Here is a 15284-nt window from a genome sequence, read left to right on the forward strand (position 1 = left end):
GGCGTGGTCGCCCTCAGTAGAGCAGACTGCGCGTCGCTTCCACGTACTCCGGCGGAATTTCCTCGGCGATCGCTTCAGGGTTCGTCTCGCCGTTGACGTTGACCAGATACGCACGTCCGTGTTCGTCGCCGTAGATCCCCTGGAAGTCGTAGACGAAGCCGTAGACGTCGATCTCGTCCGGAACGTCGTCTGACTCGCGGAGGAACGTCGCCTGATGGTCGACGTTGTACTCGACGAGTTGGTTAATCACGGTCTCCTCGTCGGCATCGGCGTCGATCAGGTCGCTCTCGAGGGCCTCCTCGACGACGGGGACGAGCTGTCCGACCCACTTGTCGACGCCGCGCGGACCGGGCATGCTGCCGCCGGTTGCGGCCTGATACGCGGCGGTGACGGCTCCGCAGCCGGTGTGGCCGACGACGGCGGCGACGTCGGTGTCGGCGTGGTGGATGGGGTACAGCAGGCCGCCGTCGACGATTTGCTCGCCGTCGTCCTCGTCCCAGACCTGGTTGCCGATGTTGCTCGGGGTGAACACCGTCCCCGGATCGTCGACGCCCCACATCCGTTCCTGTGGGACTCGCGAGTCAGAACAGCAGACGGTGACGACGTCGGGGTGTTGTCCCGTCTGCACCGCGTCGAAGTAGGCCTCGGGAAGTCCGTCGACGTGACGCTCGTTTCCGGCCAGCAACTCGTTGAGAACGCCGTGGTCCATACGAGAACGTTGTCGGATAACCGCCAAAACGTTTCCCTTCGGGTCGGGATTTGCGAGGCTCCGAACGGCGGTCGGCCCCCGATTACGGTTTGGTTCCGATCCGGGTCGCGGACTCGAGTCCGACGCTAACGAACGAAACTCTCAGCCGGTTCCGGGACACCAATATTAACCTACCGTCCCCACCCAATGGGGGTATGGCAGAAACCAGACAGTGGCAGCTCGCGAGCCGTCCGGTCGGCGAACCGACCCACGACAACTTCGAACTCGTCACCGTCGATCGTCCCGAACCCGGCCCGAACGAGGTGCTGATCAAGACGCTCTATCAGTCCGTCGACCCGTACATGCGCGGGCGGATGCGCGATGCAGAGTCCTACGCCGAACCGTGGGACGTCGGCGATCCGATGCAGGCCAGCGTCGTCGGCGAAGTGCTCGAGTCCAACAGCAGCCGGTTCGAGTCGGGCGATTTCGTCACCGGCGATCTCCTGTGGGCGGAACACATCGCGGCGGACGCGGGCGAACTCCAGCGAGTGAACCCGGATCACGGCCCGATCTCGACGGCCCTCGGCGTGCTCGGGATGCCCGGCGTGACGGCCTACTGGGGAACCACCGACGTCGCCGACCCCAACCCCGGCGACACGGTCGTCGTCTCCGCCGCCGCCGGCGCGGTCGGCTCAGTCGTCGGTCAACTCGCGAAACTCTCGGGCGCACGCGTAGTCGGCACCGCCGGCAGCGAGGCGAAAGTCGACTGGCTCACCGAGGAGCTCGGCTTCGACGCCGCGATCAACTACAAGGAGACCGACGACCTCTCCGGCGCGGTCGACGAGACCTGTCCGAACGGCGTCGACGTCTACTTCGACAACGTCGGCGGCCCCATCACGGACGCCGTCTGGCCCCGGCTAAACGTCGACGCCCGCGTCGCGGTCTGCGGCCAGATCGCGCTCTACAACGAGACTCAGGTGCCGACCGGCCCGCGAAAGCTCGCCAAACTCATCGAGACCCGCGCGAAAGTCGAAGGCCTGCTCGTCAGCGACTACCAGCCGCGCTGGGGTGAGGCGCTCCAGCGTCTCTCGCAGTTCGTCCAGAGCGGCGATATCCAGTACCGCGAGAACGTCGTCGAAGGCTTCGAGAACGCGCCGGACGCGTTCCTCGGACTGTTCGAGGGCGAAAACATCGGGAAGCAGGTGGTTAAAGTCGCAGATCGAGACGAATAGGACACGAAGACGGCTTTTTCTCTCAGTCCGTCAGTCCGTAGCCGACTTTGAACAGGTAGACGTCGACCGCGATAACGACGACGGTAAGCAGTGTCAGGATGCCGAGTGACACATACGGCGCGAACTCGGCGTAGGCCGTCGGCGCAACCGAGATCATATCGGAGTGACCCAGCAGACCGTACCGGACGCTGTCGACCATGTACACCATCGGATTCAGCAGGGAGACCTGCACCTGCCAGGCCTGGTCGAACATCTCGAGGGAGTAAAAGACCGCTCCGAAGAAGACCAGCGGCCGCAGGATGAACTGGTTCATGACGGTGAGATCGTCGAAGTCTCGTGCCACGAGCCCGCCGATGATGCCGAAACCGGCGAACAGCGATGCGATGACGATCATCGTGGCGACGAGAAACAGGCCGTGTTCGATCGATATCGGGACGAACAGCCGGCCGATAACGGCGATGATCACGCCGACGATCAGTCCGCGGACGGCGCTCGCGCCGACGTAGGCGACGACCATCTCCGCGTAGGACAGCGGCGAGGTGAGCGTCTCGTGGATGTACTCGTTCCACCGGCCGTGGAAGATCGAGAACGAGGCGTTCTCGAAGGCGTTGGAGATCGTGCCGAGGACGACGAGTCCGGGGACGAGAAAGAGGATGTAGCCGATCCCCTCCACCGGCTCGTCGATCCGTCCGCCCAGGATGAGCCCGAAGACGGCGAAGTAGAGCACGTTCGTGATCGCCGGCGGCATGAACGTGTTCTTCGGTCGCCGGATGAACCGCAGCAGTTCGCGCCGGAAGAGCGCCCGGAAGCCGACCGACAGCATCAGGCGACCCCCTCCTGTTCGCGCTCGCGTTCGACATCGCGTTTCTTCTCGCCGTTCTCCTCTGCGCCATCGTCCGCGGACGACGCACTGGAGCGGGTCACCGTTCGATCCTCGCTCCGCGTCAGATCGACGAAAATCTCCTCGAGCGATGTCCGTGAAATCTCGAGGTCGACGATCTCGTAGCCCATCGCCTCGAGATCGTTGAGCAACTGCGGCGCGGTCGAACCGCCGTCGTCGACGCGCACCTCGAGGCTCTCGCCGGCCGCCGACGTTGTCACCTCGTGTGCGTACGCGCCGAGATCCGTCTCGAGGTCGGCCGTCGCGCCCGCGGAAATTTGGGACTCGAGACGAACGGAGATCGTGTCGGTGCCGCGGGTCTTCAGGTCGTCCGGCGTCGCGACGGTCACCTTCCGGCCCTCGTTCATGATCGCGACGCGGTCACAGAGGCGCTCGGCCTCCTCGATGTAGTGCGTGGTCAAGAGGATCGTCGTCCCTTCCTCGTTGAGTTCGGTGACGAGGTCCCAGAGGTCGTGGCGTAACTGGACGTCGACGCCCGCCGTCGGCTCGTCCAGAATCAGCAGATCGGGATCGGTGACGAGCGCGCGGGCGAGCAGGAGCCGGCGTTTCATCCCACCGGAGAGCCAATCGAAGCGCTCGTTGCGCTTGTCGTAGATCCCGACTCGCTTCAGCACCTCGTCGGCGCGTTCGGCGGCCTCGTCCTCGGGGACGCCGTGGTAGCCGGCCTTGTGCTCGAGGACTTCCCGAATGGGGAAGAAGCGATCGACGTTGAACTCCTGGGGCGCCAGCCCGATCGCGTCGCGGGCCTGCCGGTAGTCGTCTTCGACGTCGTGGCCGAAGACGCGCGCGTCGCCGCCGGTCTTGCGGACCAGGCCGACCAGCGTGTTGATGAACGTCGTCTTGCCCGCGCCGTTGGGGCCGAGCAGGCCGAAGAACTCGCCCTCCTCGACGGTGAGCGACAACTCCTGTAGGGCGCGTAAGTCGCCGTACTCCTTCACGAGGTCCGTCGTCTCGATGGCCGGTGGCATCGCCGGGGAGTCGGCCCCGGTCGCGGTTAAGAATGTTGATAGCGGCGCTCGAGACGGCCGAAACGGCGGGTTTTGCCGCTTCACCGCTCGATTACGTCGTCAGTCAGTCGTTCAGTCGGCAGACCGTCGCTCAATCCGCGGTTCGTGGCTGCCGGTTCGGGCTCACCGAACCGCTCTTCTGGACGATATCGAAGGCGGTCATCACGTCCGAACGCGAGATGAGGCCGATGAGATCGCCGTCGTCGACGACGAGCAGGCGACCGATGTTGTGTTCGCGCATTCGTTCGATCGCCGTCATCGCGTCCGACTCGGGCGAAATCGTCTTCAGGTCGGTCGTCATCACCTCCTCGACGGTGAACGCGTCGCGCTCGACGGGGTCGATTTCGCGGGCGTCGCTCAGTGTGACGAGACCGACGAGTCGCTCGCCCTCGAAGCCGCTGCGGTCGATCACCGGATAGCCGGTGTGACGCTCAGTGAACATCCGCTGGATCAGCGCCGCGACCGACGTCTCGGGGCCGACGGTGTGAAGATCCTTCGCGGGCGTCATGATATCGCCGACGGTGACGTCCTGGAAGGCGGCTTTCATCGTCACCTGCTGGGCCTCGCTCGAGGCGGCGATGTAGATGAAAAAGGCCAGTGCGATGAAGATGATGTTGAACTGAAGGAGCCCGAACAGCCCCATCAGGATCGCGAACAGTTTACCGACGCTGGCGGCCTGCTGGGTCGCCTTCGCGTAGGGCGTGTTGCGGGCGAGCAGCGCCCGGAGGACGCGACCGCCGTCCATCGGGAACGCGGGGATCATGTTGAACCCGGCGAGGACGATGTTCAACACCGCGAGGTAGCCGAGGACGAACCGCGCGCCGTCGAAGCTCTCCGGCGTGAGGAGAAAGAGGCCGTAGGAGCCGATACCGACGAGTATTGAGACGATTGGGCCGGCGATGGCGATGTTCAGCTCCTGTCGCCAGTCTTCGGGCATCTCCGAGAGCGCGGCGATGCCGCCGAGCAGCCAGAGCGTGATCGAGTCGATCGGGAATCCGTAGCGCTGGGCGGTCAGCGAGTGGCCGAGTTCGTGGAGGACGACGCCGACGAACAGGCCGATCGCGGCGATCAGTCCGACGAGGTAGGGCAGCCACCACTCGGTAGTGAGCGCATCGACGTCGATCCCCGCGCCCATGGACGTGTTGAGGATATCGACGACGGGTTCGATCTGGACGCCGATGAGATACGCGAACAGCGGCAACACCAGTAAGAACGTGAGATCCAACTTGATCGGAATCCCGAACAGGGAGCCGATCCGGAAACTCTTCATCATGTATCACACTATCGGCGGAGGCGCCTTAAAAACGCCGCCATCGCGACGTTTCGCCGCTCGCGCTGACGAGGATCTGCGGACCTTGTACCTCTCGTCCACGACTCGAGTCACTCAAATACTCGCCTGTAAGCGATGGCGAGGCCGGAACAGTTCGCCCGACGGCTCTACTCGAGTCCCGTTCACCCAGTTGACGGCCGTCACGGACTGGGAATGTTAATACTCCTTATACAGGATCGCTTGCCCAGATTATAACGATCATCTATTTTATTTGTTACTGTCGATTAGTGCGATTTCAGCAATTCGAATCGAATCGAGTCGAACTGAGATACAGCGGCGTCGGAAACTATTTCGAGACGAGACAGTCGCTCGGTCCTGCTCGAGAGGCTTCAGTCTGCTGTATGCGGGACAATAACATTCGTCGCATCGCGATGGCTTCCCTTGCCACTTCGAATCAATAGATATAATCACAATAATACTCGTTAGCCAATATGCATTATCCCCACCATAGATTTATACGGAAGTTCGGCGATGGTGTAGATACGATGATAGAACAGACTCACCCCAACGCCGAAATCAGTCAGCTGCCAACCGAGGTCGAGTCCCCACAGGGAAAGCTCGTCTACCTCTACATCGACGCGACGGGCGGTGCCACCGCCGACGAGATGGGACAGATCCTCTCGATGAAGAAGATCGGGATCCTGAGCGTTCTCAACTCGCTCTCGAGTTCGGGTCTCGTCGAGAAGCGAAACGACCGGTACGTCCTCGCCAACTGAGCCGCTATTCTGTCGCCGCGCGTCGTGCTGTCGGTGTCGTTACGGGAGCCACGGCTACTCGAGTCCGCCGCGAACGTCGGTTCCGTCGCGTCTCTCGGACGAAACGCTCCGACCTTCGACGACCACGTGCACCGTTTTCGGCCTTCTTCCTGTCGATTCCCGTCGGTAAATCGGTACGCGCTCCCGATCGTTCGGACCGGCACCGGTATCGATGCAATCGGTTGGCATCGCCTCGTCCGCTCGCGTATTCGAACCCCCGTTCCAGCGCGTGGTTCGAAGCCTTTATCCGCACGGTAGGCCTGCGTTTTCGTAAGTAATCACAGCCATGTCAGACAAACCTGCCTCAATGTACCGGGAAATCGATAAGCCGGCCTACACGCGCCGCGAATACATTACCGGCATCCCGGGCTCGAAAATTGCACAGCACAAGATGGGCGACGTCAGCGCCGATCCTGACGAGTACCCCGTCCAGATCAGCCTCATCACCGAGGAGGAAGTCCAGATCCGTCACGGGAGCCTCGAGGCCTCGCGTCTCTCGGCCAACCGTCACATGCTGAAAAACGCCGGTGAGCACAACTACAAGATGATTCTCCGGAAGTTCCCCCACCAGGTCATCCGAGAGAACAAGCAGGCGACGGGCGCGGGTGCAGACCGTGTCTCCGACGGGATGCGACAGTCCTTCGGGAAGATCGTCGGCACCGCCGCGCGAATGGGCTCCGGCGAGCGCATCTTCACGATCTGGTGTGACGTCGACGACGCCGAGTTCGCCAAGGACGCGCTCCGACGCGCCTACAACAAGATCTCGCCGCCGTGCCGTATCGTCGTCGAACGGGGCGAAGAGCAGCTGATTGCGTAAAACGAACTTTTACTCTGCGGGTGCGCCTTCGGCGCACCCTCGGTAAAATCTCGAGAGAGCAAAGCTCTCTCGGACCTCGCGGAATCTTCGATTCCGCTTAGCTTCGATGAAAAGCACCGGAAGACGTTCCTACTCGCTCACTTCGTTCGCTACGTGGGCTGCGACTTCCGAGCCCTCGTTCGTTTCACTCACGAGGACACTCCTCCTTCCGTTTCCTCACTCCTTTCAGTTGTTCGTCCACATCAGTCGTCGGCCCGCTCGCTCGGCCTTCGGCCTCGCTCGCGGTGAGTATCGATGAACCACCTGCCCTTCCCCGAGTCGCGCGTCTCTCGCCGTTGCTCGAGACGCGCTCCCGGCCATCAATCAGAGTCCTGACTGAGTGTCCCGAGCACCTTTTTACCTCTTTACTCCCGACGTTCCCGTATGATCAATCTCGCGGTCGCGAACGATCAGGAGACGTTCCAGCGGATGCGCGACCCGCTCGAGGAGCGAGGCATTCGGGTTCATCACGTGCCCGCGAGCGAGCGCGTGGTGCCGCTCGGGGAGGACGCGCCGTGGTCGCCCGACGAGTACGACGTCGGCTACGTCTACCCCGGCCGACTGATGGAGGGCGGGGTCGCCGACGCCCTGCTCGAGGTGCCGTGGCTCAACGACCACGAGACGGTGTTGACCTCGCGGAACAAGGCCGAGGTGATCGCGCGGCTCGGTCGGGCCGACCTCCCGGTGCCGGAGTCGGTGTACGTCTCGAACGACGTCTCGGAGTCCGAACTCGCCGACGTCTTCGAGCGGTTCGAGCCGCCGGTCGTCGTCAAACCGAACTCGACGACCCGCGGCGTCGGCGTCGCGAAAGCGCACGACCTCGACTCGTTTCTGGGACTCTGTGACTACCTCTCGCTGGTTCACGACTACCGGGCGACCGGCGACCGCTCCTTTCTCGTCCAGGAGTACCTCCCCGACGCGACCGACTACCGGGTGATGGTTCTCGAGGGCGAATACGTCGGTGCGGTCGAGCGTCGCCTGCCCGACGAGGCGGTCGCGGAGGGCCAGTGGAAACACAACGTCCACCGCGGGGCGGAGGCGACCGGCGTCGACCTACCCGAGCCGTGGCGCGAACTGGCCGAAGCCGTCGCCCGCGAACTCGAGATTCCGTTCCTCGGCGTCGACTTACTCGAGACCGACGCCGGCGTGGTAGTCAACGAGACGAACGCGCGGCCGACGATCGACGAGGAGACGAAGTACGAATCGGGGTTTTACGACCGACTCGCGGCTACGATTCGAAAAACGGCCGACCGAGAATAAGCGAACGCGACTGCGACCGCGATGACCGTCTACTCGAGACTGATTCCCGACGACTGCTCCGCGAGGTCGAAGACGACCTCGAGGACGCCGTTGTTGTAGGTCGCGGAGGCCGTGTGCTCGTTGACGCGCTGGGGCAGGGAGACGCGCTCGTCGTACTCGCGGTGGTCGCTCGAGGCGGAGATGGTCAGCGTCTTGCCGTCGCACTCGAGTTCGATGTTGTCCTTCTCGACGCCGGGAAGGTCCGCGACGACGCGGATCTCTTCGTCGGTTTCGTGGATGTCGACGTGGGTGTCCATCCCGAAGCCGTTGTCGACGCCGGAGGAGTTGAAGTCGACGTTCGCGTCGGCTCCGTTCATCATCTCGTTCATCATGCGTTCAATCTCGCGGAACAGATCGTCGAAGGGTTCGTCGCGGTCGTCTCGGCGCATGCGAACGTGTAGTAGACCGCGGGGCAAAAACTTTCTGTCGTCGCTAGTTGTTTGGGGTGTTCGAAACCGAAGAAGGCGGGGGCGTGTCGCGTCCGGGTTGATCCCTCGAGACGATGGATCTACAGACCGATCCCCATCGTCTCGTCGGTCGTCGCGATACTCTCCTCGGCGTCGGCCGCACCGAGTACCGCTCGGATGGCGTCGACGTTCTCCGGCACGACGTCGCTCTCCTGGTGGATCCCCTGGAAGAGATAGAGATCCGTCCCGACGGTCGAGATGGACTCCTCCCAGATGCAGTTCTCCCAGATGTCGCCGCGCGGACGGCCCGCGTCCATCGCGTACTCCTTGAGTTTCCCGCTACCGTCGATATCCATCCGCTCGGGGATCAGGAACAGTCGCGACTCGTCGGCGAACAGGTCGCGAACCTCGCTCGCGTCGACCTCCTCCGACAGCGTCACGTTCAGGCTGTGCATGTGCATCAGCGTCGCGGGCACCTTCATCCCGAGCGTGTCGATGTCGAGGTCGTCGAAGATGGTCTCGACGTCGGGCCCGTGGTGGGAGGGGATCGTGACCGGGTTCGGCAGGATGTCGTTGATCGGACCGCGCGAGGTCTGGCCGGGGTCGCCGCCGCGGCGGACGAGCGTCGCGCGAACCTTCTCGACGCCGTAGGCCTCGCGAAGCGGTGCGAGAACCCGCGAGAGGCCGGTCGTGTTACAGGAGACGACTCGGACGTGGTCGGCGTCGACGGCGTCCTCGAAGTTCGAGCGCGCGTTGAAGCTGACGTCGACGAGGTCGGCGTCCTCGCCGCCCTGGTAGAGCGCGGGAGTGTCGTACTCCTCGTACATCGCCTTGTTCTCCGCGCCGATTCCGGATGGCGTCGCGTCGACGACGACGTCCGCTTCGTCGACCAGGTCCTCGACGGGACCGGCGATCTCGAGCCCGGCCTCCGCGAACTGGTCGGCGCGTTCCTCGATGGCGGCGTAGAGGGAGAACCCCTTCTCGAGGGCCGTTTCGGCTTCGAAGTTCGGCCGCGTCTTGGCGACGCCGACGACCTCCATATCCGGCTGCTCTCGTACGGCGTCCGCGACGCGTTTTCCGATCGTGCCGTAGCCGTTGATCGCGACCTGAATCATATGTCCGGGAGTCCACTACCGAGGGGGATAACCGTTTCGAGCCTTTTCGACCGATTGTAACTCAGAACCGAGTTTTACACGGGTCTCGGTGAGTATTTCGAGCACTCTGCCGTCGCGAGTCGACGCACCGGAGCGTTCCGATCGTGTAGAACTTTATACGATAGCGGGCCCGAAAATACGGGCATGGTCGAGGTCGACTGGGAAACCGATCGCCGGGAGGGGGTGACATTCGTGACCGCAATCGTCGCGAACACGCGGACGACCCCGCAGACGGTCCGTCTCGAGAGCCGACTCGACGGTCCGACGTGGCCGCCGCGTCGAAACGGCGTTACGGCACCCGAGTGGGACGGGGACGTCTGGGAGGGCACTGTCGAGCCGGGACGCCGCCGCGGCGTCGGTTTCGCCAGTCCGGTGGCACCGACGGAGCCGCCGATCGAGGTCCTCGAGGTGTCCCGTGTCGCCAACGTAACGACCGCGACGTCGGACGAGGTGCTCGCCGAACTGGACGGCTGGGCACCGACCCCCGACGTCCTCACCCGGGGCCCATGATCGTCGCGGTCAGTGGGGGGAAAGGTGGCGTCGGAAAGTCGACCGTCTCGCTGAACCTCGCGCGGGAACTCGACGCCGTCGTCGTCGACGCGGATCTCGCGACGGCGGATCTTCCCCGCGGCCGCGGCGCGGACTTGCACGACGTCCTCGCGGGCCGCGCCGATCCGCTCGAGGCCGTCGACTCGTTCGGCTCGATTCGAATCCTCCCCTGTGGCCGGACGCTCGCCGGCGCTCGCGCGTCGAACTTGAGCGAACTCGAGCGGGTGGTGGACCGACTCGAGCGGGAGTGCAGCCGCGTCGTCATCGACTGTCCGGCGGGGCTGGCACGCGACGTCGGCACGCAGCTTCAGTGTGCCCACGTCGCCGTCCTGGTCACCACGCCGACCGAAGCGGCAGTTGTGGACGCGCTCCGAACGCGGGAGATCGCACTCGAACTCGACACGCCGATCGCGTCGATCGTTCTCAACCGAACCACGGCCGACGAGCCCGAACACCTCGCGACTCGCGTCGAACGGGAGCTCGGGGCCCCGACGGCGGTGATCGAGGAGCGCTCGGCCGTCGACAATGCGATGGCACGCTGGCAGCCGGTCCGCGACGCCCACCCCGACTGCGACGCGATCGATGCCTTCGAGGACGTCGCGCACTCGATCGAACGCTGCGAAAAGCGTCTCTCCGGTCGTATTGGTGTCCTCTGAGCCGCACTCGTCTCCTCCTCGTTCGGGCCGAGTCGGCCCCCTGACCGAGTGTTCGGATCGGTCACCCCCATCTCGTTTTTCGAGCGCTTAGTTCGCGTCCTGGTTCATCTCGAGCGCCATCGCCGCCACGCCGTCGAAGGTGAGTTCGATCGTCTCGGTGAACGTACTCTCGGGACGGAACTTGGGAACTGATAGATAGTGTTCGACGGCCGTTCCGACATCCGGCTCTCTCGTCCGCAGTTCGAAGACGGCGTCGACCGCGTGGATCGTCGCCGTTCGATTCTCCGGTCGGCCGGGTCCGTCGAGACAGTGCAGCACGGCAACGCCGTCGGTCTCGACCATCCGATCTTTCAAATCGTTCAGGAACGAGACGTACGCCCGTCGATCGTGTCGTTCCAGGACATCCACGAGGTCGATGACGAGCGTGGCGCCGTCGGGCAACTTCCCGATGATCTCCTCTGCGTCCTCGAGGACCTCCGTCCCCTCGACGTGGCGGATCGTCGGATTCCCGGTCTCGACGGACGTGGTCTCGATCGCCCGGCGGACGTTCGCCGTCGATCGCTCGGTCGTGAGATACAGCGTGCCGCGGGGTGCCGTCGCCTCGTAGAGCAGTTGTTCCGACTGGCTGGCCGGCTCGGCGGTCAGCGCCACGACGGAGCCGGGTGCCAGCCCACCGCCGAGTCGCCGGTCGAGGGTGTCGATGCCCGTCGGCAGCAGTTCGTCGTCGTACGCCGGTGGCGTTCGGTCGGTCGCGTTTCGCATCTGCAACGTCTCGACGATTTCCTCGTAGGCGGCCGTAGTGTCCTCGTCCGTCAGCGGCGACTCTGCCTCCGGAACGACGCCCAGTACCGGCACGTCGACCCACGATTCGACCTCGGTTGGGACCTCCTCACACCTGTTCACTACCGTCCCGAGCACCCGCACGCCGAGCCGGCGAGCCATCTCGACCGTCGTCTCGGCGGCCGTGAGGCTCCGCTCGCTGTCCGTCGTGACGACGATCACGCCGTCGGCTGCCGACAGTGGTTCGACGACGTCGGGTCCCGCCCCCGAGGGACAGTCGACAACCGTCTGTATCGAGTCGGCCTCGAGTCGACCCAGCACCGACTCGAAGTCGAGCTTCTCGGACGGCTCCGGCGCGGGAACGATGCCGGCACGCGACGTTCGCGGGCTCACCTGCGCGACCGATCGGACATCGGTCTCCGACGTGAGCGCCGCGAGCGTCGGCTCGCGGTCGACGCCGCCGGTTACGTGTACGTTCGGCAGCTGTCGGTCGGCGTCGATCGCGATAGCTGGCGTTCCGGTTCGCGCGAAGCCCTCCGTGAGACCGAGCGTCGTGATCGTCTTCCCGCAGCCGCCTTTCGCACCGGCGATAGCAATCATATCGGGATTGGCGCGTCCTCCTTTTTCAACCTGTACACGGTCGCTTCGGTTGCACTCGGGGGCGCCGTCGCTACGACGGTCGAGAACTCTGGACTCACGTCGCGTCGTCGCAGGCTATCGATCACGGACGTCGACCCCGGGAGCAATCGAGTCGCCGGCCGGGGCGTCGTCGAACCGGCGCTACCCGTACTGTTTCAGCTCGGTGGCCGTCGACCGAATCGTCATCCGCGAGACGTTCGCTAGCTCGGCGACTTCGGTTTGCGTGACGTCCACGCCGTGGTCGTAGGCTGCCCGGTAGAGACAGGCGGCCGCGACACCGCTGGGGTTCTTCCCGCCGATTCGACCACGCTCGCGCAGCCACGTTGCGTACTCCCGGGCACGACTCTCGATATCCGCCTGCAGCTCGAGTTCGGACGTGTACCGCGGCAGGTACTCGACCGGCGAAATCGGGCCGACCGGAAGACCGAGCTCTCGATTGAGCGCGTTGTAGGCCGCCTTGAGTTCGCTTTTGTTCGCACGCGCCTGCGTGACGACTTCGTCCATCGTCCGTGCGATCGACTGGACGCGACAGGTTGCGTACACCGTCGCTGCAGAAAATCCCTCGAGCGAGCGTCCGCAGAGTAAGTCCTCGTGCTGGGCCGATTCGAACAGCGCACACGACTGCTCGCGGACCGGCGTCGGCAACGATAGCGAGGAGACGAGCCGACGGATCTCGGTAAAGCCGTAGGCCTTATTCCGTTCGGCTTTCGACGAGAATCGGGCTCGGTTGTGTTGCCGGCGCATGCGGACCAGCTGGCGCTGACGCTTGCCCGTCACCTCCGCCCCCGCCCCGAACCCAATTCTGGTCGACAGCCCCCTGTCGTGGCGCGAGCGCTCGAGCGGCGCGCCGGTTCGGCGTCGGCTGTCACCGTTCTCGAGGGTCCGCCACTCCGGGCCGCGATCGATACTGTCTTCACCGACCACGAGCCCGCACTCCTCGCAGATAACTTCGTTTTCCGTCGTTCGAAGACGGCCACCACACTCCTCACAGCTCTCCGTCTGGGTTGCGCGTTTCATTCAGTCCCCACCGCTTCAACTTCGTGTCTACGCCATATTATATTAAAACCTTTGAACAATACGAAAATCCAGAACTTTATAAATTACAGGGGTGGATAGACAAAGATACGATCGATAGCTGATAGTACTTCTAGGAGTGTATAAATATTAGGTATCCGAACAAAAACTGCTGAAGCTATCGCCCCCTACCAATCGAAACCGACGGAGTTCACCGAAATCGGTGCGCGGGTGTACGCGTTCGGTTCCCGGCCGAAACCGACCCGTCCGTTGGTGAACGGAATCGGTCCCGAACCGTCTTTCAGAGCGCCATCTCGATGACAGTGACGGAAAACCCGTACAGAACCATCGAGGTGACCAACGCTCGGCCGATGTGATAGCCGAAGAGGGCGCGATCCAACCCGTACCGGAGCGCGATCGAGAGCGGTACCAGGATGAAACACAGCGTGAGGAGATAGACGCCGACGACGATGGCGAGCGATTCGGCGGGAAAGGCGGCCGCGTCGAGGTCCGCCGTCCCGACCATGTCCTCGCTGGACATCATGGCGGCCATCGCGACCGTCGCCCCGGCCACCAGCGGTCCGAAGTAGGCCGCCGTGTTGTCGAGCGTTCCCGTCACCTGTTCGAGACTCCGTTTCGTCTTGGCCTCGACCTCGTCGAGTTCCTCTAAGTGATCGGCCATCGAGACGATCGCCCGACCCGCGGGCTTCCCTTCGTCGGCGGCGATCGCGAGCAGCGCGGCCGTCCCGTGGGCCCGCGGACTCGGGACGTCTCTGAGCGCACCGTACTCGCCGAGGAAGGCGGCTTCGACGCCCGTGTGAAGACGCCGCTGGACGCCGGAGGCGTGCTCGAAGACCTCGCCCGTTTCGGCGGGGACTCGTTCCGCCGCGAGTTCGACAGCCGACTCGACGGATTCGCCTTCGGCGACCTGGCGGCCGACGATATAGAGCGCGTCGGTGAGGTGTTCCTCGACGTCGCGAACGTAGTTTCGCACCTCGAGAATCGGCCCGAAGATGGCGAGCAGGCCGGCGCCGAGTCCGAGACCGAGGCCGATGATCGGCGCCAGATGTGCGGGACCGAACGTGATCGTGATCGCGTATCCGATCGCGCCCGCGAGGACGCCCCACAGCCCCCGCATCCAGAGTCGGTCGGGGACGTCGGAGTGGGTGTGACTGACTTTCGGCGGTGGGAACGCGACCGGGCGGCGGACGAGGAGCCAGAGACTCGCAGCGACGAGACACGCCGGGAGGGCGACGTTGTACAGCAACACGATGATCCAGATGTTGACCGAGAAACCGACCATTGGTACGGCGGGAACGAGCGCGATCAGCGCCAGCGGGATCATGATCCCGAAGGCGAACAGCGCGGTCGTCGGCGCCCGAATGGCGGCGGTGAACTCCGCCATCTGGTTCCGGGTACCGGTGAGCACCGCCGAGAGCGCTCGATCGAGCGTTCGCGCTCGTTCGCCCTCCGGCGCGTCTTGGGCGGTTGCAAGCAGGTGTGAGGAGCGGCGCAACGCGGGGAACCACTCGGACCACTCCTCCGCGAACGACAGCAGTCCGGTATCCGCAGTCCCCATCGAGCGATCGATGTGGCCGTTGAGGCTGGCTGCCAGCGGCCCTCGTCCTGTCTCGGCGGCGAATCGGACGGCGCTCTCGAGCGCCGGCTGAACCTGCATCCGCAACACGGCGCGGCCGACGAGATTCGGCGTGTCGCCGAGTGCTTCAGTTCGGCGGAACGCCGCTTGGAGATGCGGCAGCGAGTGGATCGCGTGAATCGCCGCGACGGGCGTCACGAGGACGAAAAAGAGGACGAAGGTGAGCGGTGCCGAGGTCATCACCAGCGGCAACGGGAGCAGTGCGCCGACGATACCGGCGCCGTAGCCCGCGCGGATAACCGTCTCGTCGTCGTGTGGCGAGTCGATGAACGAGAGCGAGTCGACGAGGTCGTCGCTCCCGTCGACGTCGTAGGGGTAGAGCGCGGCCAGATGCCGAATGAGTGCCGACGACAGCGTCAT

15 protein-coding genes are annotated in these 15284 nt (G+C 64.2%); 6 read left to right on the top strand and 9 right to left on the bottom strand.

What is annotated here, in order from left to right; all coding sequences use genetic code 11:
- Positions 1–13: 13 nt before the first annotated feature.
- Entirely contained in the window at positions 14–709 is a 696-nt protein-coding gene (locus tag BLT08_RS13875; protein WP_090308447.1) for a carbonic anhydrase, read from the bottom strand.
- Positions 710–903: 194 nt separating this feature from the next.
- On the opposite strand from BLT08_RS13875, the gene BLT08_RS13880 reads away from it, so the two are divergent.
- Positions 904–1920 carry an NADP-dependent oxidoreductase gene (locus BLT08_RS13880; protein WP_090308451.1) on the top strand — a complete coding sequence of 339 codons (1017 nt, stop codon included), beginning with the start codon at positions 904–906 and terminating at the stop codon, positions 1918–1920.
- A 22-nt stretch (positions 1921–1942) separates the two neighbouring features.
- Here BLT08_RS13880 and BLT08_RS13885 read toward each other — a convergent pair whose 3' ends face one another.
- The 3 genes from BLT08_RS13885 to BLT08_RS13895 form a co-directional block, all read right to left on the bottom strand.
- On the bottom strand, positions 1943–2743 hold the full coding sequence (locus tag BLT08_RS13885) for an ABC transporter permease (RefSeq protein WP_090308456.1): 801 nt from the start codon (positions 2741–2743) through the stop codon (positions 1943–1945).
- Positions 2743–3789: an ABC transporter ATP-binding protein gene (locus tag BLT08_RS13890; protein WP_090308461.1), complete on the bottom strand. Its 1047-nt coding sequence runs from the start codon at positions 3787–3789 to the stop codon at positions 2743–2745. The genes BLT08_RS13885 and BLT08_RS13890 overlap by 1 nt, the downstream gene beginning before the upstream one ends.
- Before the next feature lie 130 nt (positions 3790–3919).
- Positions 3920–5101, bottom strand: a complete 1182-nt coding sequence (locus tag BLT08_RS13895; protein ID WP_090308464.1) for a CBS domain-containing protein — start codon at positions 5099–5101, stop codon at positions 3920–3922.
- A gap of 542 nt (positions 5102–5643) precedes the next feature.
- Between BLT08_RS13895 and BLT08_RS13900 the strand changes: the two genes are divergently transcribed.
- The 3 genes from BLT08_RS13900 to BLT08_RS13910 all read left to right on the top strand — a co-directional run bounded on the left by BLT08_RS13900 (position 5644) and on the right by BLT08_RS13910 (position 8029).
- The gene (locus tag BLT08_RS13900) at positions 5644–5874 is read left to right on the top strand and encodes a MarR family transcriptional regulator (protein ID WP_090308467.1); all 231 of its coding nucleotides are present in this window, start codon (positions 5644–5646) and stop codon (positions 5872–5874) included.
- 325 nt (positions 5875–6199) lie between these two features.
- Positions 6200–6730 carry a 50S ribosomal protein L16 gene (locus tag BLT08_RS13905; protein ID WP_090308471.1) on the top strand — a complete coding sequence of 177 codons (531 nt, stop codon included), beginning with the start codon at positions 6200–6202 and terminating at the stop codon, positions 6728–6730.
- A 423-nt stretch (positions 6731–7153) separates the two neighbouring features.
- Positions 7154–8029 (top strand): ATP-grasp domain-containing protein, encoded by an 876-nt coding sequence (locus tag BLT08_RS13910; RefSeq protein ID WP_090308474.1) that lies wholly within the window; start codon positions 7154–7156, stop codon positions 8027–8029.
- A 29-nt stretch (positions 8030–8058) separates the two neighbouring features.
- On the opposite strand, the gene BLT08_RS13915 is transcribed toward BLT08_RS13910, so the two are convergent.
- Together BLT08_RS13915 and BLT08_RS13920 are read right to left on the bottom strand one after the other, a co-directional pair.
- A complete protein-coding gene (locus BLT08_RS13915) occupies positions 8059–8457 on the bottom strand; it encodes an Hsp20/alpha crystallin family protein (RefSeq protein ID WP_090308478.1) in 399 nt (132 codons plus the stop codon).
- 119 nt (positions 8458–8576) lie between these two features.
- Positions 8577–9590: a type II glyceraldehyde-3-phosphate dehydrogenase gene (locus tag BLT08_RS13920; RefSeq protein WP_090308481.1), complete on the bottom strand. Its 1014-nt coding sequence runs from the start codon at positions 9588–9590 to the stop codon at positions 8577–8579.
- A gap of 183 nt (positions 9591–9773) precedes the next feature.
- Between BLT08_RS13920 and BLT08_RS13925 the strand changes: the two genes are divergently transcribed.
- Positions 9774–10139, top strand: coding sequence for a DUF7857 domain-containing protein (locus BLT08_RS13925; protein WP_090308482.1), 366 nt, complete (start codon positions 9774–9776; stop codon positions 10137–10139).
- The gene (locus tag BLT08_RS13930) at positions 10136–10834 is read left to right on the top strand and encodes a MinD/ParA family ATP-binding protein (protein ID WP_090308485.1); all 699 of its coding nucleotides are present in this window, start codon (positions 10136–10138) and stop codon (positions 10832–10834) included. The genes BLT08_RS13925 and BLT08_RS13930 overlap by 4 nt, the downstream gene beginning before the upstream one ends.
- Before the next feature lie 87 nt (positions 10835–10921).
- Here the strand turns inward: BLT08_RS13930 and BLT08_RS13935 are convergent, their stop codons facing one another.
- The 3 genes from BLT08_RS13935 to BLT08_RS13945 form a co-directional block, all read right to left on the bottom strand.
- Positions 10922–12214: a DUF7125 family protein gene (locus BLT08_RS13935; RefSeq protein ID WP_090308488.1), complete on the bottom strand. Its 1293-nt coding sequence runs from the start codon at positions 12212–12214 to the stop codon at positions 10922–10924.
- Between the two features lie 180 nt (positions 12215–12394).
- Positions 12395–13270, bottom strand: a complete 876-nt coding sequence (locus tag BLT08_RS13940; protein WP_090308492.1) for a transcription initiation factor IIB — start codon at positions 13268–13270, stop codon at positions 12395–12397.
- Between the two features lie 298 nt (positions 13271–13568).
- The gene (locus BLT08_RS13945) at positions 13569–15284 is read right to left on the bottom strand and encodes a secretion system protein (RefSeq protein WP_090308495.1); all 1716 of its coding nucleotides are present in this window, start codon (positions 15282–15284) and stop codon (positions 13569–13571) included.

The organism is Natronorubrum texcoconense, from assembly GCF_900100335.1.
GTDB classification, from domain to species: domain Archaea; phylum Halobacteriota; class Halobacteria; order Halobacteriales; family Natrialbaceae; genus Natronorubrum; species Natronorubrum texcoconense.

Coding starts and splice junctions, on each gene's coding strand:
- BLT08_RS13890 (WP_090308461.1), bottom strand. CDS start 3,789: ATGCCACCGGCCATCGAGACGACGGACCTCGTGAAGGAGTACGGCGAC.
- BLT08_RS13910 (WP_090308474.1), top strand. CDS start 7,154: ATGATCAATCTCGCGGTCGCGAACGATCAGGAGACGTTCCAGCGGATG.
- BLT08_RS13885 (WP_090308456.1), bottom strand. CDS start 2,743: ATGCTGTCGGTCGGCTTCCGGGCGCTCTTCCGGCGCGAACTGCTGCGG.
- BLT08_RS13940 (WP_090308492.1), bottom strand. CDS start 13,270: ATGAAACGCGCAACCCAGACGGAGAGCTGTGAGGAGTGTGGTGGCCGT.
- BLT08_RS13915 (WP_090308478.1), bottom strand. CDS start 8,457: ATGCGCCGAGACGACCGCGACGAACCCTTCGACGATCTGTTCCGCGAG.
- BLT08_RS13945 (WP_090308495.1), bottom strand. CDS start 15,284: ATGACGCTGTCGTCGGCACTCATTCGGCATCTGGCCGCGCTCTACCCC.
- BLT08_RS13880 (WP_090308451.1), top strand. CDS start 904: ATGGCAGAAACCAGACAGTGGCAGCTCGCGAGCCGTCCGGTCGGCGAA.
- BLT08_RS13900 (WP_090308467.1), top strand. CDS start 5,644: ATGATAGAACAGACTCACCCCAACGCCGAAATCAGTCAGCTGCCAACC.
- BLT08_RS13920 (WP_090308481.1), bottom strand. CDS start 9,590: ATGATTCAGGTCGCGATCAACGGCTACGGCACGATCGGAAAACGCGTC.
- BLT08_RS13875 (WP_090308447.1), bottom strand. CDS start 709: ATGGACCACGGCGTTCTCAACGAGTTGCTGGCCGGAAACGAGCGTCAC.
- BLT08_RS13895 (WP_090308464.1), bottom strand. CDS start 5,101: ATGATGAAGAGTTTCCGGATCGGCTCCCTGTTCGGGATTCCGATCAAG.
- BLT08_RS13935 (WP_090308488.1), bottom strand. CDS start 12,214: ATGATTGCTATCGCCGGTGCGAAAGGCGGCTGCGGGAAGACGATCACG.
- BLT08_RS13925 (WP_090308482.1), top strand. CDS start 9,774: ATGGTCGAGGTCGACTGGGAAACCGATCGCCGGGAGGGGGTGACATTC.
- BLT08_RS13905 (WP_090308471.1), top strand. CDS start 6,200: ATGTCAGACAAACCTGCCTCAATGTACCGGGAAATCGATAAGCCGGCC.
- BLT08_RS13930 (WP_090308485.1), top strand. CDS start 10,136: ATGATCGTCGCGGTCAGTGGGGGGAAAGGTGGCGTCGGAAAGTCGACC.